The sequence below is a fragment of the Pseudothermotoga thermarum DSM 5069 genome (genome assembly GCF_000217815.1).
Classification (GTDB): Bacteria; Thermotogota; Thermotogae; order Thermotogales; family DSM-5069; genus Pseudothermotoga; species Pseudothermotoga thermarum.
Map to the genome: position 1 here is coordinate 809,369 of NC_015707.1, position 20,188 is coordinate 829,556.

Below are 20,188 nucleotides of genomic sequence, written 5' to 3' on the forward strand. Positions count from 1 at the left end.
AATGGCTTGGGACAAGCTTTCTTTAAGGGAATTCATCGAAAAGGTTGCGGATAAGAATCCAACACCGGGTGGAGGAGCTGTAAGCGCACTGGTGTGTGCTTTGGCAGCGGCGCTTAATGAAATGGTTTCAAATCTAACCCTTGCAAGAAATGATTATTCTGATTGGCACGCCGAGATGGAAAGAACACTTGAAAATATGAAAGAGATACGCCTCAAGATGTTGGAACACATTGAACTTGATATAAAAGCCTTTGATGAAGTAATTGAGGCTTACAAAATGCCAAAGGAAACGGAAGAACAAAAGGAAGCAAGAAAAACGGCTATCCAGGAAGCACTTAAAAAAGCGGCAAAGGTACCTTACGAGGTGTGTCGTTATTCAAGAGAGGTTCTAAGGTTTGCCGAAATTGTTGCAAGATGGGGAAATATTAACGCCATTTCCGATGCAGTTAGTGCGGCAGAATTAGCCTTTGGAGCGTTTCAAGCGGCTAAGGCAAATGTGCTCATCAATTTGAATTCCATAAAAGACGAACAGTTTGTTGAGTATATGAAGCATGAGCTTAGAACTTTGACCGGTGAAGCTGAAGGAGCTTTGAAAGCGGTCAAGGAGGTTGCAAAAGAACGTGGAAAGCTTGGGCTTTGAGATTGTAAAGGAATGCGGTTCTGCCAGAGTTGGAAAACTCAAAACAGCTCACGGTGTTTATGAAACACCTATTTTCATGCCGGTTGGAACCAATGCAAATGTCAAGTTGATGAGATCTGAAGACCTTAAAGAAATAGGTGTTGGTATTTTGCTTGGAAATTCTTACCATCTAGCAGTTCGACCTGGTCTTGAGGTGATAGAACTTCACGGTGGGCTTCACCAATTTATGAATTGGGATGGAGCAATTTTAACAGACAGTGGAGGTTTTCAGGTTTTCAGTTTGAAGAAGCTGATAAAAATATCGGATGAAGGTGTACTCATAACATCTCCTGTTGACGGTTCAAAAATCTTTTTGACTCCTGAGCTTTCCATGAAAATTCAAAGAACGTTGAATTCGGATATCGTGATGGTTTTGGATCATTGCCCATCTCCTGCAGATGGTTACAAAGAAGTCCTTGAGGCGACAAAGAGAACTTACAGATGGGCTCTCAAATGTCTTAAAGAAGGTGTTCAAAAGCATCAGCTGCTTTTTGCGATCGCACAAGGTGGAACGTACGAAGATCTCAGAATTGAGAGTGCCAAAAGTTTGTCAGAGCTACCTTTTGATGGATTTGCAATAGGTGGATTGAGTTTGGGTGAAGAGTACGAAAAAACGCTTTATATGTCTGAAGTCAGCGTTTCGTGTTTGCCAAAGCACAAACCGAGGTATTTCATGGGTGGGGGTTCCCCTGCGCTTATAGTAAGACTGGTTGAAATTGGTGTGGATATGTTCGACAGCGTTTTTCCAACGAGATTAGCCCGACATGGTACGGCTTTGACGTGGGAAGGAAGGTTGAACGTAAAGGCGTCAAGGTATAAAATGGATAAAAGGCCAATCGATGAAAAATGTTCATGCAAAGTATGTAGAAACTACACTAGATCTTATATACATCATCTCATTGATCGTGAGGAAACACTGGGAGGAATTTTGTTAACTTATCACAACCTGTACTTCATGATGGACTTTATGAAACGATTAAGAGAAAGCATCCTTCAAGGGACCTTTGGTTCGTTCAAAGAGGAGGTGTTGAAGGCTTATGAGAAAGATAACGTTGTTTGCAGTGATTTTGCTGATAATGTCGTCGATTTTGGTAAAAGCTGACATCTTTAACTTCTCTGAGGGTGGTTTCTGCTCAAGTTCTTCGGGACCTTGGGCTTTCAAAGCCAATCCTGCGGGTATTGTAGAAAACGAGCTACGTAGGGTTTTGCTTGAGGGAACGTTCAGATTGGGTACAAATAACTCTAGAAGTTTTTCCATCTCTTTGGTTCAACCTCCAGAGGATTCCTTGGCAGGTGTTTTGAATTTATCAACAGATTTAACCGATTTTGATGTACAAAGATTGTCTTTTTTGTACGTCATAGCTGGAAAAGCTGGTAGTACCAACCTCGGGGTAGGTTTGGGGTTAGATAGAGTTCAAGAAAGCAATGGGAACTATTACTCTGTTTTTCTAGATCTTGGTGTTCAAGGAAAATTTTCCGACTCTGGTTATACCAGCTACAGCCTTGCTTTAAAAAGGTTGCAACTTTGGTCACAAAAAACTCAAGAACTTAAACTCTTCAGCGTTGGCGGGGGACTTAAACTTGATTTCGAGCAGATGGTTTTCGCTTTTGATGTAGCATACTTCTTTGAGAATCTCGATTTTTGGCAGTTTGTCCCCGCAACACAGCTGAATGTAGAACCAGTTAAACTTCATGTTTCATTACCGTTTTTGTACAAATCTCTCAATGAGTCAAACATATCTGTGGAATTTGGTGTGATGATCAATCTTGGAACGGTTGATCTAGGATTGTCTGTGCTTTATCCTTTTTCACCTATGAACAGCAACGATCTTTTAAAGGAACTTGGCTACAAGTGGCACATAGATTTCAAAATAGGTTTCAAATGGTGAATGTATGGTGAGGATTAAGATTCTTTCAGAAGACGAAATAAGAAGATCTTTAATGAGGATAAGTCATGAAATACTTGAAAGAAACAAAGGTGTGGACGACGTTGTACTTGTGGGCATTTTAACGCGTGGTGCGTTTTTGGCTGACCGTTTGGCAAGAAACATTGAACTTATAGAAGGCAAAAAAGTTGAAGTTGGTTATCTTGACGTTGGTCCTTATAGAGATGATGAAAAGCGAACTGATGTAGATAGAAGTTCAATCAATTTTGATTTGAACGGGAAAATAGTTATTCTAACTGACGATGTTTTGTTCACTGGTAGAACAGTTAGAGCAGCTTTGGATGGCATTATGAGAAGGGGAAGGCCAAAAAGTGTACAGTTGGCAGTTTTGGTGGACAGAGGTCACAGAGAACTTCCCATAAGACCTGATTTTGTCGGCAAGAATCTTCCTACTTCCAAAACGCGAGAAAAAGTTAAAGTGTGTCTGAAGGAAATCGACGGAGAAGACGCTGTTTACATAGTTCGATTGGAGGATTAAACCATGGATTATGCCAGGTATATCAAGGCCATAGAGAGAGCCGTTAACAACATTGCGACGAAAATGGAAAAAACCGAGATAAGTATCGACGAGATTTGGATTGAAACTTCTATTCCTGAGGATCTCATTGTTGAATTGATCCAAAATTTTCCTGTGGAATTTCCCCCAAATGTGACTCTCATAACCTCAAAAAAAGGCATCGTTTGGAAACGTAAAGAAACTTGAAGAATGTTTTACCGCGTAGCCATTTCCAAAATTTCCGTTGATGAAACTTTTGTCTATAGTTCGGATGTAAAGTTGGAAATAGGTGAAAGAGTAATCGTTGATTTTCATGGAAGAAAGGTTAAAGGCTACGTTGTGGAAGAATCCGAAGCACCAGGTCGAAAAATAAAGCCAATTTTGGAGCGTTTGGATGGATTCAGTTTTCTTTCCGAAAACGATGTTTTGCTCGCAAAATGGATATCCGAACAATATCTTGTTCCAATCGGTAAGGTATTTGATTTGCTTCTCCCTTCTTATATCGACAAATACTTGGAAACTTTTGTTGAACCGACAACAGAATTGATAGGATTAAAAAGAACAAAGCTTCAAGATTTTTTGAAGACAAGATCAGAAGAAGATTTGAAGATGCTCCTGAAAAAGGGATACGTAAGGTTGAGTAAATCAAAGGAAGCAATTAAAATGCCAAGAATACCAGCAGAGAAGACATTTGTGATTTTAACTGACGATCTGTCAAAGCTTTTGCACAAAGTTGAGAATGAGATCGAGTACGATGTGTTGAATTATCTTTCACTTGCAAAAGTGTCAAAAACAGAAGACTTGATAAACGCCCTTGGAATCAGCATGAAAGAACTTGAAAAAATGGTTTTAAAAGGCATCATTCGTTTTTCAAGCTTGGCCCTTCCGGTAGAAAGCATTGCTAGTCGTGAAGGTTCTTTGCGCTTTCATCTTGAAAATAACGCGATTTTGATATTCGGGCAGGATGACATAGCAAGGTTCAAGTTTGTAATCCCGAAAATTTCCGAGGTACTCAGCCAAGGTAAGTCTATTTTGTTCCTTTCGCCATATGTTTCACAAGCCGTTAAACTTGCCGGAATTGCAAACGTCGTTTTCGAGCAAAGATCAATAGTTTTTCACGCGAACCTTACCGATGCCAGGAAAACTTTCGCTTGGTTGAGTGCTTACACAGGAAAACCAGCGATATTCTTTGCAACGCGTGCAGGGGTTTTTTTACCGATAAAAAATTTAGGATTGATTGTGATTGAGAGTGAAGAGGAAGAATCTTATTATCAAATGCATGAACCCATTTATGATGCAGTGGAAATCGCCTGGAAAAAAGCCGAGTTTTTTAAAGTACCGCTGATTGCGCTTTCTGCTTCTGGTAGGCTGAAAACTTTTGTAAGAGTTGAAAAAAATAGCAGATACGATATATCGGTGAAAAACACCAATGTGATCATTGAAAAACTCCGTGAAAAACAAATAGTTTCACCTAAAATGCTGGAAGAAATAGACAGAAAACTTCGTGAAGGTTACGGAGCGCTGATCATAACCAGAAGAAAAGGGTATGCACCATACGTTATTTGTTTTGTTTGTGAAACTTTGGTTAAATGCCCAAATTGCGATGTTCCTTTATCGTATCACAAACTGAAACATACGTTGAAGTGTCATTTGTGTGGTTGGGAGGAGCAAGCCGTTAGAAATTGCCCAAAATGTGGTGCCCCAGCCTTGTATCCTATAGGTTTTGGTGGAGAACGATTGGAAAGAGTTTTGAAGTATCACATACCGGAAGCTGTGATACGATTTTTAGATGTTGAAGAATACGATGAAAAATCATTGTTGGAATCTTTGATCAAATTCGAAGTTGGTCAAACTGATGTTTTGATCGTAACTCAACCAATCGCACATCTTGTGAGTTTATCGCGGGTTGGCTTTGTTGGAATTACAAACATTGACAGCTTCTTAAATCAACCGGATTATTCCTCCACAGAACGCATGATTCAGTTTGTTAGAAAGATCACTCAACTTGGTGCAAAAGTAACTGTATTAATTCAAGTTCGAAATATCGATCCAGGGATTATAACATCATACATCAATGAGCCTTTAGAAAATCTTTACGAATCGGAGCTACTTCGCAGGAAAGAAAGCAAATATCCGCCTTATTGTGATATTGTTCAAGTGATCTTGGAATCGCACGATGCAGCTATCGGGTGGGAAATCATTCAAGATTTTGCGGCAAAATTGCAAATGGCAGAAATACTTGGACCAGTTGAACATCCAATGTTTAAGGTGGGGGGAAAGTACAGATATCATTTCATTGCCAAAACTCAGCAACTTAAGTTAACGCTTGAAGAAATAAGGCGACAGTACAAACTTGTTGGAAAACACGGGATAAAAGTTCTTGTGAATCCACCTAGATTGGTGTAAAAAATGAAAGGGGGGAAAGTATGAAAACTCTTATTCTTGCGGCCGGGTTAGGAACTAGAATGAACTCGAAGTATCCAAAGGTAACACACAAAATCTGCGGTAAACCCATGATCAATTGGGTTGTTGATACTGCCAAGCAAGTGTCGGATGAAATAGCCGTTGTACTGGGATATGGAGCAGAAATGGTCAAACCTCTTTTGCCTGAAGATGTCAAGATATTCTTTCAGGAAAAACAACTTGGTACAGCTCACGCCGTGATGTCTGCAGTTGATTTCATCAAAACAGCGAAAGAAGTTTTGATACTCTACGGTGACATGCCTCTGATCGATGTGGAAACGTTGAGGAAGCTTGTTTTTACCCACACTCAAGGAAAATTCGACGCCACCATAGTTAGCACCGAACTTGCCGATCCGACAGGTTACGGAAGAATTGTCAGGGATAGTGACGGACGATTTTTGAAGATAGTAGAAGAAGCAGACGCTGTTGAAGAAAAAAACATCAAAGAAATAAATACGGGTGTTTATGTTTTCAACGCCCAAAAGCTTCTTGAAGCTTTACCTAAGGTTAAACCAAACAACAAGAAGAATGAGTACTATCTTACGGACGTTTTAGCGTTTCTTGATAAGGTCTCAATTTTCAAGGTAGATAACTTTGAGCAATTTCTTGGAATTAACAACAGAGTTCATTTAGCACAGGCGGAGAAAATAAAACGCAGGCAAATTTTGGAAAAGTTAATGCTGTCTGGCGTTACAATAATCGATCCAGACACAACTTACGTAGAAGCCGACGTTGTGATAGGAAAGGACACAGTGATTTATCCCATGACGTTCATAGAAGGAAAAACAGAGATAGGAGAAGATTGTGTGATTGGTCCAATGACCAGATTGGTAAATTGCAAAATAGGGAACCGCGTGAGTGTGGTTAGATCAGAATGTGTTGGAGTAACTATTTTTGATGAAGTATCGGTTGGTCCATTCAGTCGATTGAGGGAAGGCACCGTTTTGCATTCAAACGTCAAAATTGGTAATTTTGTTGAGGTTAAGAATTCTGTTATCGGTTTTGGAACAAAAGCTCAACATCTTTCTTACCTAGGTGATGCCACAATTGGCAGGGAAGTGAACATAGGAGCTGGTACGATAACCTGTAATTTCGATGGTAGGAAGAAGAATCCAACTTACATTGAGGACGAAGCTTTTATAGGAAGTAACAGTTGTCTTGTAGCGCCAGTGACTGTAAAGAAAGGTGCTTTTGTGGCAGCCGGTTCGGTGATCACACAGGATGTTCCAGAATGGAGCCTTGGAATAGCCCGTGCAAGACAGGAAAATAAAATAGGATGGGTACTTCGAAAGTTTCAAAAGAAGGAGGAATAAAAATGCCTCTTTTGAAAAACGAGTTCAAGTTGTTTGCCGGTAACTCAAATTTACCTTTAGCAAAAAAAGTAGCAGAATACCTTGGAGTGAGATTAGGAGATTGCCAGGTTTCAAGATTTTCAGACGGCGAGATCAACGTTAGAATAAACGAGACGGTGAGAGGTCACGACATTTTTCTCATTCAGTCGACTTCTCCACCCGTCAACGAGAATTTGATGGAACTGTTGGTTATGATAGATGCGTTCAAGAGAGCTTCAGCCAGCAGCATAGCGGTTGTCATCCCATATTATGGCTATGCAAGGCAAGATAGAAAAGCCAAAGGTAGAGATCCTATAACTGCCAAGCTGGTTGCGAATTTGATAACTGTAGCTGGGGCGACGAGAGTACTTACGATCGACTTGCATGCTGATCAAATTCAAGGGTTTTTCGATATACCAGTTGACAATCTTTACAGTTTTCCTGTTTTTGTGGAGGTAATTCAAAAAGAATTTAAAGAAGAAAAGCAAGATTTGGTGATTGTTTCACCCGATGTTGGAGCCGTTAGAAGGGCAAGTAAATTTGCAGAAAAATTGCAAGTTCCATTGGCAATTTTAGATAAAAGACGCCCAGCTGACAACATGGCAGAAGTGGTTAACGTGATAGGTGATGTCAAAGGAAAGATAGCTTTGATGTTTGACGATATAATAGACACAGGTGGAACGATTGTCCAGGGTGCTGAGATCTTGAAAAAATCCGGCGCAAGGCGTATACTTGCTTTTGCAACACACGGTGTTTTGTCTGGAAAAGCTGTGGAAAGAATTGTTCAAAGCGAAGTTGAAAAAGTTTATATAACAGATACGATTCATCACGAAAATCTTCCAGAAAAGTTTCAAGTGGTGAGTGTCGCTTCATTGTTAGGTGAGGCAATAATAAGAATTCGCAGGAATCTTTCTGTTAGTATACTATTTAGATAAGATTCGCAAGGGAGGTTGTAAAAATGGAGATCAAAGCAGCTGTTAGAGAGGTAACGGGCAAAAGACCGGTAAGGCGCCTGAGAAAACAAGGCTTCATACCTGGGGTTGTCTATGGACCGGATGTAGAACCCATCAATATAGTTTTAGAAGCAAACCAATTCAAAAAACTCGTAGGTAAAATCTCCGAATCTGTACCTATAAAACTCGTTCTTGAGCGCGAAGGGAAAACTGAGGTTTTTGACGTGTTCATGAAAAAAGTGCAAATCGATAAGGTAACCGACGAGATACTGCATATAGATTTCTACAAGCCAGCTGCTGGTCGAACAATGAAGATCAACATACCTGTTAAGATTGTCGGTAAAGCTATCGGAGTCGAAAAGGGAGGAATTCTAGAAGTAATGAGAAACGAAATACCAGTTGAAACACTTCCAACCGCTGTTTTGGAATACATAGAAGTCGATGTGAGCAACTTAGATGTAGGAGATTCTTTACACGTTGGTGATCTCAAGTTGCCTGAGGGAATGAAAACCTTGTTGTCAAAAGATGAGGTAGTTGTAACTGTACTCTCGCCTGCTGGTGAGGAAGAGGAAACAAGCGTTTCTCAAGCAGCTCCAACAGAACCTGAGGTTATAAAGAAAGGTAAGAAAGAAGAAGAGGAGGAAGAAGAATAACCACGTTACCTTTGGTAGTAGTTGGCCTAGGAAATCCTGGGCCAAAATATGCTTTTAACAGGCACAACGTTGGTTTCATGGTTGTTGATAGATTTGCAGAAATAAATCGTTGCAAGTGGGTTTTGCAGAAATTGTATGCAGAAAGTTGTTGTGGAAATTTTTGGCTTCTGAAACCTTTAACGTATATGAACGCAAGCGGGGTCGCGGTAAGGGAATTTTTGACCTCCGCTTGCTTATCTGTAAACAACTTGATAGTTGTTTATGACGATGTAGATTTACCGTGTGGTAAGCTTCGTATAAGGCCAAAAGGTAGCAGTGGTGGTCACAAGGGTTTGGAATCAATAATAAAAGAACTTGGAACGCCGGACTTTATAAGAATACGTATAGGAATAGGTCCAAAGCCGCGTGATTTATCTTTGGCGGACTTTGTCCTTCAAGATTTTACAAAAGAAGAACTTTTGATAATCGATAAGGTAATTGACTTAGCCATAAAAGCCATATTTGTAATTGCAAATGAAGGTATACAAAAAGCTATGACTTTTTTCAATTCCCATGAGGTGGTTGCGTGAGTTGTTCATCTTGCGGCGGTTCAGCTGATAAGGTTTACAAATTTTTATCCGATGGGATGGTAAAGGAAGTATCCTATTGTTCCAAATGCTTGAAAAAAGTGCTCGTTGGATCTGAAGAGTTTTCAAAATCTGGGCTTCGTTATTTGGCAAGTCACTCCGAGATTGTCCAAGACTCTGACCTTGGTGAAATTTCTGTCGATTTGGTCCCGACGGATATCATTTTTTCCATAGCTCCTGTGGCTGTTCTTCGTATTTTGTTCGACAAAGGACAAAATTTCAACGATCTAGAGGAAAAAGAGGTTTTCAGAAGGAGGATTTTTTTACTTCGCTATAAACTCAACAAAGCTTTGGAAAATGAAGATTATAAAACAGCGAACAAGTTGAAAAATCAAATTGCGGCTATAGAAAAACGTATTGCGGAGAAATGACCTATGGTTTTTCTTATCACGTTGATTGGTGCAAGTATAATTAGCTCGTTTCTCGCAATTTATTACGTTTTTTCGGGAAAAGTAATACTTTCTCCTGTTCTTGCCAGGTTTGGTGCATTTGAGATCAGATATTATTCGCTTTTTGCTTTAGCCGGTATATTGCTTGCTTATATTTTGGCAAGAAAGGAAGCAAAAAAAGAGGGGATAAATCTTGAGCTATTTGACGAAATGATTTTCTTTGGTATTTTAATGGGAATAGTTGGGGCAAGGGTCTTTTACGTCATTTTCAATCTCAATTATTACGCTAAAAATCCACTTGAGGTGTTCATGATTTGGCGTGGAGGCTTGTCCATATACGGTGCTTTGATCTTTGGTGTATTAACTGTGGTTATTTATTTGAAAGTGAAAAAGCCTGTAAATTTCAATGTTTGGCAGATTCTTGACATTGGTGCTACTTTCTTTCCGCTGGGACAAGCGATAGGTAGATGGGGTAATTTCTTCAATTACGAAGCATACGGGGCGCCGACAAACCTTGTTTGGAAAATGTATGTGCCAGCAAGGTTCAGACTCTATGGATATGAGAACTACGAGTTTTTCCATCCAACCTTTTTGTACGAATTTTTATGGAATTTGTTTGTGTTTCTATTGCTCAAAAATTTTTACGACAAATATAAAAAATCACACGGGGAAGTTTTTGGCTTGTATCTAGCTTTGTACTCGCTTGGACGGATTTGTATAGAACGAATCAGACTGGATAACCTGTTGATCGGGCAAATAAGGGCTTCGCAGCTTATAGCTGCCATCACTATGATATGCGGTAGTTTGATTTTTCTTTACAGGCGCAGGGAGTTGAAAACATGACTTACGTTGTGGGTGATATCCATGGTTGCCTTTGGGCTTTGGACAAATTGGTAAAAAAACTACCACTTGCTTCTGATGACACTTTGATTTTCCTTGGAGATTACGTGGATAGAGGGCCAGACAGCAAGGGCGTGATTGATTATCTAATTGGTTTGAGTAAGTTTCACAACTGCGTCTTTTTACGTGGAAATCACGAACAAATGATGCTTGCATGCTTAGAGAAAGGACAAGATTGCTATCTGTGGGAATTCAACGGGGCAAACGCAACGATCAGAAGTTACGGAGGAATAAAAAGCATCCCACAGCAACACATTGAATTTCTCAAAAACACACGCCTTTATTATGTCAAGGACAAATTTATATTCGTTCATGCCGGATTAAAACCAGGTGTACCACTTGAAAATCAAGACCCATTTGATCTTGTGTGGATAAGAGACGAGTTCATTTATTCGCAAAATCCAGCTGTAGGATACAAAGTTGTCTTTGGTCACACACCGTTCGCCAATGTTTTGATTTTGCCCGATAAAATTGGTGTCGACACTGGATGTGTTTACGGTGGAAAGCTTAGCTGTATAAGGATTGAGGATTACGCCATCTTTCAAGTGGAGTGTGAAAGGAAATGAAAAAAGCTGTATATCCAGGTTCATTCGATCCTATAACTAATGGGCATCTTGATATTATCCAAAGGGCTTTAAAGATTTTCGACGAACTTTGGGTCGTTGTTTTGGTGAATCCCAAAAAGTCCGCTCTGTTTACAATTCAAGAAAGAGTTGATATGATAAAACATTTGGTCAAAGATTGGCAAAACGTCCATGTTGATTCTTACGAAGGGTTACTCGTCGATTATCTTAAAAGCAAAAATATAACCACGATAGTTAGAGGATTGAGGGCTGTTACGGATTTTCAATACGAGTTGGAAATGGCTATGGCCAACAAGCAACTTTGGGACGAAGTGGAAACGGTTTTTCTTGTTACTGACAAAAAGTATTGCTATTTATCGTCATCTTTGGTTAAAGAAGTGGCTTGGATGGGTGGCGATGTGAGCGAATGGGTCCCGCCGATTGTAATTGATTACATGAAAAAGAAACTGAACAGATGATATAATAACTTGGATGCTTTCGAAAACTTTGAAAAAGGAGGGCAACTTGAAATGGAAATAAGTGCAGAAATGGTCAAAAAGCTCAGGGAAATGACAGGATCTGGTGTTATGGAGTGTAAAACAGCTTTGCAAGAAGCGAACGGAGACTTCGAAAAGGCTGTGGAAATTCTTAGAAAAAGAGGAGCAGCTATAGCGGCTAAGAAAAGTGGTAGAGCCGTAAAAGAAGGTATAATTGTCTCTTACATTCATTTCACAGGAAAAGTTGGGGTTCTTTTGGAGCTAGGTTGTGAAACAGATTTTGTAGCAAGAATGCCAGAGTTCAAAGAATTGGCTTACAACCTGGCTAAGCATGTTGCAGCGATGTCTCCAAAGTATGTGACAAGGGAGGATGTTCCACAGGAGGTTATAGAAAAGGAAAAAGAAATATATCGAGCCCAGTTGAAAGATTCTGGTAAACCAGAAAGCGTAGTGGAAAAAATCGTGGAAGGAAAATTGGAAAAATTCTTCGAAGACAACTGCTTGTACGACCAAAAATACGTTTTTGACGAGAAGAAAACCGTTAAAGAATTGATCGACGAGTTCATTGGAAAGATCAAAGAGAACATTCGAGTAACACGTTTTGTAAGAATGGAAGTTGGGGTTGAATGAGGCGCTACACTTAGCGCCTCATTTTTGTATTATCGAGCTTTTGCTTTGAGCCAAGGCTTTGACAACATTCCAATGAACGTAATCTCGGTCATAGAAAAATTTTTCCAAGCATTTTTCTAAATAGCTAACTGGAAAGATGTTTTCCGGCATTCGGGCAATGAATGAAGCATCAGCGGTGAGGTTTGGTAGAGTTTTAGCAAGTTGATCGAAAAGTTCAAAGATCTTTTCACTTGAGCTTTCAAAAACATCCACTTCCACAACTGCTTCCAATCTGACCAGTCCTTTTAAACCCGGTGAGTCCACGAGTTTTAAGTATGTCATTACCCTTTCGTAATCCGGCTCGGATAGTTTAACCTTTATACTTCTTGATCTTTCGCCACGCTTCATTTGTCCAAGCGACAAAAAGGTTTTCATGTCCAAATAGGCTTTTTCGATGTTTTTGACCAATCCAAAAGGTCCAAACGGTAGTCTAAAGGCTGGCGTTGTAAAGTCAATTGAACCATCCTTTATTACTATCGCTTGGTCCAAGTATTTTTCCACCTCATTTTTCTCTGCTCTTTGCATATAGGAATCAAGGGCATTTTCTGCAGAAGCCCCAATTTCAACTTGTGCTAAGATCTCTCCGATCCAAATCCTTTGGCTTTCCTCAAGGCCAAGGAGTTGAGCTAAAGCTTGCGGTACCGCCAAAATGAATTTGCTTTCAGGTGGATTTGTGTCTGGGGAAAAAAGCGGGGTACACAAACTATTCGAATATCTCAAAGCACCTGTGACCACTTGGCACAAAAGCATGACAAAACCTTCAACCGTGATGGATTCAAATGTTCTTCGACGGCTGTCTACAAAAATGATGTTTTCGCATTCTCGATCGATAAAGTTTGGTTTATCGTTTTCCACAAAGGTTCCTGAACTACTGTAAGTTATATCCAATGGTACAAAAGAAGCTTCTTCGCGAATCTGAAGAACTCTTGGGTTCAATTTTGAAATCAAGTTTCCCAGTTCGTTCATAAGTTAACCTCCGCGACAAGTTTTCCAGAGAGGGTAAAAAGAGAGATCTTTAAATATTCGTTATCGAAGTCGATCAGAGCAAAACTTGGCGGATTGTTCTTTTTAGGCAAGGATGGGCTACCTGGATTTAAGATAACGCCGGCTTCTTTCTTTTCAAGTCTTGGTATGTGCGTATGACCAAATGCCACAATGCAAGCTTCATAGTTTTTAAGAAGCTGTATGAGATCTTCATCACTCTTTATATTTTCACCGTGCAAACAAACCATTTTGTACTTACCAAAGGTTAAGATCATAAATTTAGCCATATCCTCGATTCCAAGCAGCATAAGGTCAACGTCGGCATCGCAATTTCCGCGTACCGCCATTAAGTTCTCCGATTTCAAAGCTTCTGCTAAAGCTAAAGGATCATACCCGGTTGGTATGGGATTGCGTGGACCATGGTAAAGAAAATCTCCTAGATGGACTATTTGATCAACAACCCCAGATTGTTCTCTGAGTTTTTTCCAACTTTCAAAATCTCCATGTGTGTCGGAAACAACCAATATTCTAATGGCAAGTTCACCTCCTAACAAATTGCTTTTTTATCACCAAAATGGCCGACAAAATTAGAATAATCGCTTCAACCGTGAGGATAAAAATGCCGTTAAAATCAGGTTTGTTGTACATTTGAGCTTTTCTCAAGATACCTGTTTCAAGAAACAAGGGATTGTAGAGAGCAAAGATTCTTAAAGCTTTTGGAATAGAGGTTACTGGAACCGCTATTCCGCTGAACAGGAATATGAGTATAACAAAGCATATTCCGATTAAACTCGCAAAATTTTCGTTGTTTGACAAAGCTGAAATCATAATTCCAAGGGATGCATGTACCAAACTGTTGATTAAAAGCAAGTTCAAAGTGAGATTCAACGGAACGTCAACTTTAAGAATTAATTCGAAAATGAGTGCGACACAGGATACAAGAATTCCAACCATCGAAATGGCTAAAACTTTTGCAAGGCTGTACTTTAAACTTCCAAAATTTGCGGAAACGTAGTATTCGATCAACCCAAAATTTTTGTCTCTGACGACTGTTTGAATGGAAAGTACAAAAACGATCAGTGCAGACGTAAGAAACAAAGCCACAGGGGCAAGAACCGAGGGAATGGAAAACAAGTTTTCTTTTGCCGCTATGTCCAACTGTGGGGCTGGATAACCAGGTGAAGTGAAAAGATACCTTATCACTTGGGGGTCAAAAAATGGGCTACCATTTAGATCTTTAAACATCGAGTTGAAAACATGATACGTGACTGTGGACAGTTGGAAATCAATAGGACTTGGAATGAACTTTATAACCGTTGGTTTTCCAGAATAAAGGTTTTTTGTAAAGTCTTCGGGAATTACGACAACCGCGTTGAGTTCACCACTCAAAAGTTTCTGCAAATAGTTTTGATCAACGTACGACAAGGTTCCACCGCGAAACATGGACATTACAATGCCAACGGTGAGCCGAGAAAGAGGATCTTTGTCGAGGTTTAAAACACCGATCTTCATGTTAATTTCGGTAAAGCTGTTGAAAAGAAAGATCGAAATGATCATCAGCGCAATTGGTATCAAGAAAGTGACAAAAAGTGAAAAACGGCTGCGGAACACCCTTTTCAATTCTACGATTATCAGATGGAAAAAGCCCACTTGCTTTCACCTCTGTTTAAATTGACTAGATGCTTAAAGGCTTTTTGAACGTTTTTCAAATATTTCAACGATTTCAGCGTGTATTTCATCGATATTTCTCTCACCATTTATCACAACAACTCTATTAGGTTCTTTTTGTGCTATCATTAGATATGCTTCTCTAACTTTATTTAAAAATTCTATCCCATTTTTCTCCATCCTATCTTTAATCATCTTGCGTTTCAACGACGTTTCGGGAGTTATATCAAGATAAAATGTCAAATCAGGTTTTACATCAGAAGTGGCAAATCGATTGAGTTCTTCAACCAATTCAAACCCAATACCCCTACCAACTCCTTGGTATGCAACACTTGAGTCTATGAATCTATCTGAGATCACGGTTTTTCCTGCCCTCAAAGCTGGTAAAATTACTTCATCAACAATTTGCGCACGACTTGCAAGAAACAAAAGTAGTTCTGTTCTTGGATATATCTTTAAATCGCTGTTAAGAAGTAAACTTCTTATGAGCTCCCCAACCTCAGTGCCACCAGGTTCACGAACGATAACAAAGTCAATCCCCTTTTTTTGAAGGTATTCCGCAAAAAGCTTTATCTGTGTTCCTTTTCCGCTCCCGTCGATTCCTTCAAAACTTATAAACATAGAATCGGGATCCTTTTAACGAGTTATTGTAAAATCCTCAAAGCCTTGATATGTTGTGGGATTACATTCAACCTTTGTAATTATTGCGCTGCTTGGACCGCGAGAAACTTCTTTCACAAACTGTTCCAAGCTCGATTTGTCGCCTTCAGCGTGAATTTCAACAGTCCCATCTTCGGCGTTTCTCACATACCCTTTTACGCCTAACCTGTGTGCTATACGATAAGTGAAGTACCTGAAGCCAACCCCTTGAACATGACCGTATATCTTCAGAAAAACAGCCTCCATTGGGGTGGTCACCCCTGTACAACAATTCTCGAAAACATGATACCATATTTTAAAAAGCCTGTGGAGTGGAGGTGGTCAGCGTGAATTTCGAAGAAGGATTAACCTTTGATGATGTATTGCTTGTACCACAATACAGCGAGATCTTACCAACTCAGGTTGATGTGAAAACGAGATTGGTTGGAGACATTTGGATAAACATACCTATAGTGAGTGCTGCTATGGATACCGTCACCGAAGCTGAACTTGCAAAAGCACTTGCTCGAGAAGGGGGAGTTGGAGTAATTCACAGGAACATGTCGATAGAGGAACAAGCTCGTCAAGTTTCGGTTGTGAAAAGAACGGAGAATGGAGTTATATATGATCCTGTTACGATAGGTCCTGAGGATACAATTGAAAAAGCACTCGAACTTATGGCGACTTACAGAATAGGAGGATTACCTGTTATCGACGAGGATGGAAAACTACTTGGTTTGATAACGAATAGGGATGTGCGTTTTGAGAAAGATCTCACAAGACCTGTTAAAGAATTGATGACGCCAAGATCTCAACTTATAGTGGCTCCTCCCTCTATATCTCTCGATGAAGCTAAGGAAATTCTCCATAGAAATAAAATTGAGAAGCTTCCACTTGTTGACGATAGCAACAAACTCGTTGGATTGATAACGATAAAAGATATAATGAGCGTAATTGAACATCCAAATGCCGCTAGAGACTCCAAAGGTAGATTGATCGTTGGAGCAGCGGTTGGAACAGGAGAGGACACTTTAGAAAGGGTTCAAGCGCTTTACAATGCGCAGGTGGATTTCGTAGTTGTGGATACAGCTCATGGACATTCAAAAAGAGTTATTGATACGGTTAAGAAGATCAAAGCTTGTTTTCCAAATCTTTATGTGGTTGCTGGCAACGTGGCAACCGCCGAAGGTGCTCTTGCTTTGATAGAAGCTGGTGCTGATTGTGTGAAAGTCGGTGTTGGACCTGGATCCATTTGTACCACCAGAGTGGTGGCTGGTGTTGGTGTCCCACAACTGACCGCAATAATGAACTGTGCAAAGGTAACGAGAAAAAAAGGTGTTACTTTGATTGCCGACGGAGGAATAAGGTATTCTGGGGACATTGTGAAAGCTTTGGCTGCTGGTGCAGATTCCGTTATGATAGGAAGTCTTTTTGCTGGAACAGAGGAAGCGCCTGGAGAAAGCATACTTTACCAAGGTAGAAAGTACAAAGCGTACAGAGGTATGGGAAGTGAGGCTGCTATGAAAAAAGGTAGTGCTGATAGATATTTCCAAAACGCAAATGGCAACAAATTTGTTCCCGAAGGCGTTGAGGGAATGGTTCCTTACAAAGGCACGGTGAAAGATGTGGTTTATCAGTTGGTCGGAGGTTTGAAGGCTGGCATGGGTTACGTTGGAGCAGCAAACCTTGAAGAACTCAGATCAAAAGCAGTTTTTGTGAAAGTCACGCCAGCTGGAGTTAGAGAAAGTCATCCACACGATGTGATAATAATAAAAGAAGCTCCTAACTACTGGAGTTTTTCAACCCAATGAGGGCTATTTGCCCTCATTGGGTTTTCACAAGTTGTGAAAGATCTCCAAGCAACATAAACAAATCATCTATATTTTTTAGAAAACCGAGCCTATTTTGTCTAATATCTTCTCGATCCACCATGACAAAAACATCATCGAAGTACTTGTCAATGTAAGGTTTGAGAGCTATAAGACTTTGCAACGCTTTATCATAGTCAAGCTTTTCCAAAAACTTTGTTACTTCGCTTTTTGCCTTCAAGAAGTTGTTTAAAAGTTCTCTTTCCGCATCCTCTGTGAAAAGCGCCCCATCGTAATGTCTACTGGTGTGATTCTTGGTTATGTTGTGAACCCTTTCAAAAGCTATCGCCAAGTCTGTGAAATCTTTCCTATCAACGATGTTCATTATAGCATTTGCAGCCAAAATTCCTCTCAATGGAGTTGTCCAGAGATGGTTAACAGCCCTTGCCACATCGTATCTCACGCCGTTGTTAACCATGTAGGAATAAAATCTCAAGGAAAAGAATTCCTCAAATGAATTGCTGGTACAACTTATGGAAAGAAGTTCGCACGAATAATTCAGCAGATCTTTCAGGTTTAAATCCCATCTGTTGAATTCTATCAACCAATAAATGGTTTCGGCTTTTGACCTTAAACCAAATGGATCCTTTGACCCTGATGGTATGTTACCTATGCAAATGTTTCCAACGATTGTGTCCACCCTATCAGCCAAGCCAATCACGCCAGCTATCGTGGTTTTTGGCCTCAAGGAATATTGTTCTTCTATGGCCATGGCAATCTCTTTGCTTTCTCCCTTCATAAGTGCATAGATTCTTCCCATTGTTCCTTGAAGTTCTGGAAATTCAAAAACGACATGACTGGCAATGTCAAACTTTGACAGTTTCGCTGCACGCACAATAGGCTCTTTCAAATGCTGCAATTTTACCTTTTCGCAAATGTACTCCGATAGTTTCACAATTCTTTCAACTTTATCGTACAATGTCCCCAATTCTTTTTGAAAGACCATTCCTTTGAGTTTGTTGTTGAAGTATTCAAAATCTTTTTTAATGTCAATTTCAAAGTAGTATCTGGCATCCTCCAAGCGAGCGTTAACAACGTTTTTGTAACCTTCTACAACTTTTGTCATATTTCCACCAGGTCTGTCAGCAAATGCAACAAAAATCGACGAAATTTTGCCATCCTTGTAGGTTGTAAAAGCTCTCAAATGATGCTTGATTGTTACAGTTATCAATTCTTCCGGTAGACTTAGGTATTTTTCATCAAATTGGCCAACGATAGCAATGGGATATTCAGCGATCTTTGATATTTCCTTAATCAAAGCCTCGTCTTTGTCGCAGGTTAATTGGTGCGTTCTCTCGATTTCTTCTATTTGTTGTTTTATTTTTTCAATTCTCTCGTTTTCGTCGACCAAAACGAAATTTTCCCTTAGAAGATTCACATAGTCAGCTGGATGGGTTATTTGCACAAATCTGTCAAAGTATGGATGTGCTCGTGTGGCGTTGGATGCCGTTTTTCCAAAAATTTGTAAGGGTAACACCTTTTCATCGTAAAGTGCTACAACCCATTTAACAGGTCGAACGAATTCAAAAGAGCCATCGCCCCATCTCATTGGTTTTGAAAAATTGAGGTTGGACAGGATATCTTTAAAGATTTTCGGTAAAATAGCCTCAGTTGATTGGCCTTCGATTTCTTTACAAAGGTAGACGTAACCATCTTTGATTAGTACATCTTTTTCAGTGGCGTTGTTTGCCTTTAGAAAACCGATTAAAGCTTGGGTTGGTTGACCTTGTGAATATGCTACACTTTCCGAAGGACCACGTTTTTGAACAAGCACTTTTTCTTGTTTTTCCGCTAAATCCTCGATGATGATCGCAAATCTACGATTTGTTGCATAGCATCGAATGTTAGAGAATGTTAAACGTTCTTCTTTCAACTTCTGCTGAGATAAGCTTGAAAGCTGTTGTAAAAGATTTTCAATTTCACTTGCCGGCATTTCCTCCACACCTATTTCCAGCAATGCCATGTGCCTGCTCATGATTTGATTCCTCCTTGAAATGCTTCAGCGCACCTTTTTGCCATAGATCTTATTGATCTTATGTATTGCTGCCTTTGCGCAACACTTATAGCACCTCTTGCGTCCAACAAGTTAAACACATGTGAACATTTCACCATGTAGTCGTATGCAACAAGAAAGTTGTTCGCCTGAATTTGGGATTCAAATTCGGCGGCGTAAAGATCGTAAAGTGTAAACAACTTTTGAGGATCGGACATCTCGAAGTTGTACTTTGAAAACTGCCTTTCATTTTCAAGGTAAAGTTCTCCGTAACTGATTTTTTCGTTCCACATCACGTCAAAAATGTTGTTTTTTCCTTGCAGGTACATCGCTATTCTTTCAAGCCCGTATGTGATTTCAAGAGGTATTTCTTTCAAGGTTATCCCACCAATTTGCTGGAAATACGTAAATTGAGTTATCTCCATACCATCCAGCCAAACTTCCCAACCAACCCCCCATGCTCCAAGAGTCGGTGATTCCCAGTTATCCTCGATGAACCTCACATCGTGCTCGCTCAAATCAATGTTCAAAGCTTTGAGTGAATCAAGATACAGTCGCTGGGAATCCTCGGGAGAAGGTTTTATTATGACTTGGTATTGGAAATACCTCTGAAGACGATTAGGATTTTCACCGTATCGACCATCTGTCGGTCTTCTACTTGGTTGAACGTATGCCACCATCCATGGACCTTTTCTGAGACAACCGAAAAAAGTCGCTGGATGAAACGTTCCTGCACCAACTTCTAAATCGTACGGTTGATCGATCATGCATCCAACTTTTGCCCAATAATCGTTAAGTCTTTGGATGATCTCCTGTAGGTACATTTTTAAACACCTCCATTCTTTAAGAAATTATACATTCTAAAACGCCA

23 protein-coding genes are annotated in these 20,188 nt (G+C 39.9%); 16 read left to right on the top strand and 7 right to left on the bottom strand.

Annotation, left to right across the window (positions count from 1 at the left end):
• The first annotated feature begins 1 nt into the window (after window position 1).
• From THETH_RS04205 to tsf, 15 genes are read left to right on the top strand one after another with little or no spacing between them, the layout of a single operon-like run.
• Complete coding sequence (locus THETH_RS04205; RefSeq protein ID WP_013932136.1) at window positions 2–640, top strand: cyclodeaminase/cyclohydrolase family protein; 639 nt, start codon at window positions 2–4, stop codon at window positions 638–640.
• Window positions 621–1,781, top strand: a complete 1,161-nt coding sequence (gene tgt / locus THETH_RS04210; protein WP_013932137.1) for a tRNA guanosine(34) transglycosylase Tgt — start codon at window positions 621–623, stop codon at window positions 1,779–1,781. The genes THETH_RS04205 and tgt overlap by 20 nt, the downstream gene beginning before the upstream one ends.
• Entirely contained in the window at window positions 1,717–2,568 is an 852-nt protein-coding gene (locus THETH_RS04215; protein WP_245530560.1) for a hypothetical protein, read from the top strand. The genes tgt and THETH_RS04215 overlap by 65 nt, the downstream gene beginning before the upstream one ends.
• 4 nt (window positions 2,569–2,572) lie before the next feature.
• Window positions 2,573–3,103, top strand: coding sequence for a bifunctional pyr operon transcriptional regulator/uracil phosphoribosyltransferase PyrR (gene pyrR / locus THETH_RS04220; RefSeq protein WP_013932139.1), 531 nt, complete (start codon window positions 2,573–2,575; stop codon window positions 3,101–3,103).
• 3 nt (window positions 3,104–3,106) lie between these two features.
• Window positions 3,107–3,328, top strand: coding sequence for a hypothetical protein (locus THETH_RS04225; RefSeq protein ID WP_013932140.1), 222 nt, complete (start codon window positions 3,107–3,109; stop codon window positions 3,326–3,328).
• A 3-nt stretch (window positions 3,329–3,331) separates the two neighbouring features.
• Window positions 3,332–5,527, top strand: coding sequence for a replication restart helicase PriA (priA, locus tag THETH_RS04230; protein ID WP_013932141.1), 2,196 nt, complete (start codon window positions 3,332–3,334; stop codon window positions 5,525–5,527).
• Window positions 5,528–5,547: 20 nt separating this feature from the next.
• Complete coding sequence (gene glmU / locus THETH_RS04235; RefSeq protein ID WP_013932142.1) at window positions 5,548–6,897, top strand: bifunctional UDP-N-acetylglucosamine diphosphorylase/glucosamine-1-phosphate N-acetyltransferase GlmU; 1,350 nt, start codon at window positions 5,548–5,550, stop codon at window positions 6,895–6,897.
• 2 nt (window positions 6,898–6,899) lie between these two features.
• Entirely contained in the window at window positions 6,900–7,850 is a 951-nt protein-coding gene (locus THETH_RS04240; RefSeq protein WP_013932143.1) for a ribose-phosphate pyrophosphokinase, read from the top strand.
• Between the two features lie 23 nt (window positions 7,851–7,873).
• Window positions 7,874–8,521, top strand: coding sequence for a 50S ribosomal protein L25 (locus tag THETH_RS04245; RefSeq protein ID WP_013932144.1), 648 nt, complete (start codon window positions 7,874–7,876; stop codon window positions 8,519–8,521).
• A gap of 11 nt (window positions 8,522–8,532) precedes the next feature.
• Window positions 8,533–9,090, top strand: a complete 558-nt coding sequence (gene pth, locus THETH_RS04250; protein ID WP_013932145.1) for an aminoacyl-tRNA hydrolase — start codon at window positions 8,533–8,535, stop codon at window positions 9,088–9,090.
• On the top strand, window positions 9,087–9,518 hold the full coding sequence (locus THETH_RS04255; RefSeq protein WP_013932146.1) for a UvrB/UvrC motif-containing protein: 432 nt from the start codon (window positions 9,087–9,089) through the stop codon (window positions 9,516–9,518). Before pth ends, THETH_RS04255 begins: the two co-directional genes overlap by 4 nt.
• 3 nt (window positions 9,519–9,521) lie before the next feature.
• Window positions 9,522–10,379, top strand: coding sequence for a prolipoprotein diacylglyceryl transferase (gene lgt / locus THETH_RS04260; RefSeq protein WP_013932147.1), 858 nt, complete (start codon window positions 9,522–9,524; stop codon window positions 10,377–10,379).
• Complete coding sequence (locus THETH_RS04265; protein ID WP_013932148.1) at window positions 10,376–11,002, top strand: metallophosphoesterase family protein; 627 nt, start codon at window positions 10,376–10,378, stop codon at window positions 11,000–11,002. The genes lgt and THETH_RS04265 overlap by 4 nt, the downstream gene beginning before the upstream one ends.
• On the top strand, window positions 10,999–11,478 hold the full coding sequence (gene coaD / locus THETH_RS04270) for a pantetheine-phosphate adenylyltransferase (RefSeq protein ID WP_013932149.1): 480 nt from the start codon (window positions 10,999–11,001) through the stop codon (window positions 11,476–11,478). The genes THETH_RS04265 and coaD overlap by 4 nt, the downstream gene beginning before the upstream one ends.
• A gap of 51 nt (window positions 11,479–11,529) precedes the next feature.
• Window positions 11,530–12,126 (top strand): translation elongation factor Ts, encoded by a 597-nt coding sequence (tsf, locus tag THETH_RS04275; protein WP_013932150.1) that lies wholly within the window; start codon window positions 11,530–11,532, stop codon window positions 12,124–12,126.
• Between the two features lie 18 nt (window positions 12,127–12,144).
• Here tsf and THETH_RS04280 read toward each other — a convergent pair whose 3' ends face one another.
• Genes THETH_RS04280 through THETH_RS04300 form a run of 5 tightly spaced genes read right to left on the bottom strand, consistent with a single transcriptional unit; the run spans window position 12,145 to window position 15,723 of the window.
• Complete coding sequence (locus THETH_RS04280) at window positions 12,145–13,131, bottom strand: hypothetical protein (protein ID WP_013932151.1); 987 nt, start codon at window positions 13,129–13,131, stop codon at window positions 12,145–12,147.
• Window positions 13,128–13,703 carry a phosphodiesterase gene (gene yfcE, locus THETH_RS04285; RefSeq protein ID WP_013932152.1) on the bottom strand — a complete coding sequence of 192 codons (576 nt, stop codon included), beginning with the start codon at window positions 13,701–13,703 and terminating at the stop codon, window positions 13,128–13,130. The genes THETH_RS04280 and yfcE overlap by 4 nt, the downstream gene beginning before the upstream one ends.
• Complete coding sequence (locus THETH_RS04290) at window positions 13,690–14,799, bottom strand: ABC transporter permease (RefSeq protein WP_013932153.1); 1,110 nt, start codon at window positions 14,797–14,799, stop codon at window positions 13,690–13,692. The genes yfcE and THETH_RS04290 overlap by 14 nt, the downstream gene beginning before the upstream one ends.
• A gap of 33 nt (window positions 14,800–14,832) precedes the next feature.
• The gene (tmk, locus tag THETH_RS04295; RefSeq protein WP_013932154.1) at window positions 14,833–15,438 is read right to left on the bottom strand and encodes a dTMP kinase; all 606 of its coding nucleotides are present in this window, start codon (window positions 15,436–15,438) and stop codon (window positions 14,833–14,835) included.
• Window positions 15,439–15,453: 15 nt separating this feature from the next.
• Window positions 15,454–15,723: an acylphosphatase gene (locus THETH_RS04300; protein ID WP_013932155.1), complete on the bottom strand. Its 270-nt coding sequence runs from the start codon at window positions 15,721–15,723 to the stop codon at window positions 15,454–15,456.
• An 80-nt stretch (window positions 15,724–15,803) separates the two neighbouring features.
• Here THETH_RS04300 and guaB point away from each other — a divergent pair, with 80 nt between their 5' ends.
• The gene (gene guaB, locus THETH_RS04305) at window positions 15,804–17,267 is read left to right on the top strand and encodes an IMP dehydrogenase (RefSeq protein WP_013932156.1); all 1,464 of its coding nucleotides are present in this window, start codon (window positions 15,804–15,806) and stop codon (window positions 17,265–17,267) included.
• Window positions 17,268–17,280: 13 nt separating this feature from the next.
• Here the strand turns inward: guaB and glyS are convergent, their stop codons facing one another.
• Window positions 17,281–19,299 carry a glycine--tRNA ligase subunit beta gene (glyS, locus tag THETH_RS04310; protein WP_013932157.1) on the bottom strand — a complete coding sequence of 673 codons (2,019 nt, stop codon included), beginning with the start codon at window positions 19,297–19,299 and terminating at the stop codon, window positions 17,281–17,283.
• Window positions 19,296–20,141 (bottom strand): glycine--tRNA ligase subunit alpha, encoded by an 846-nt coding sequence (locus THETH_RS04315; RefSeq protein ID WP_013932158.1) that lies wholly within the window; start codon window positions 20,139–20,141, stop codon window positions 19,296–19,298. Before THETH_RS04315 ends, glyS begins: the two co-directional genes overlap by 4 nt.
• Window positions 20,142–20,188 lie beyond the last annotated feature (47 nt).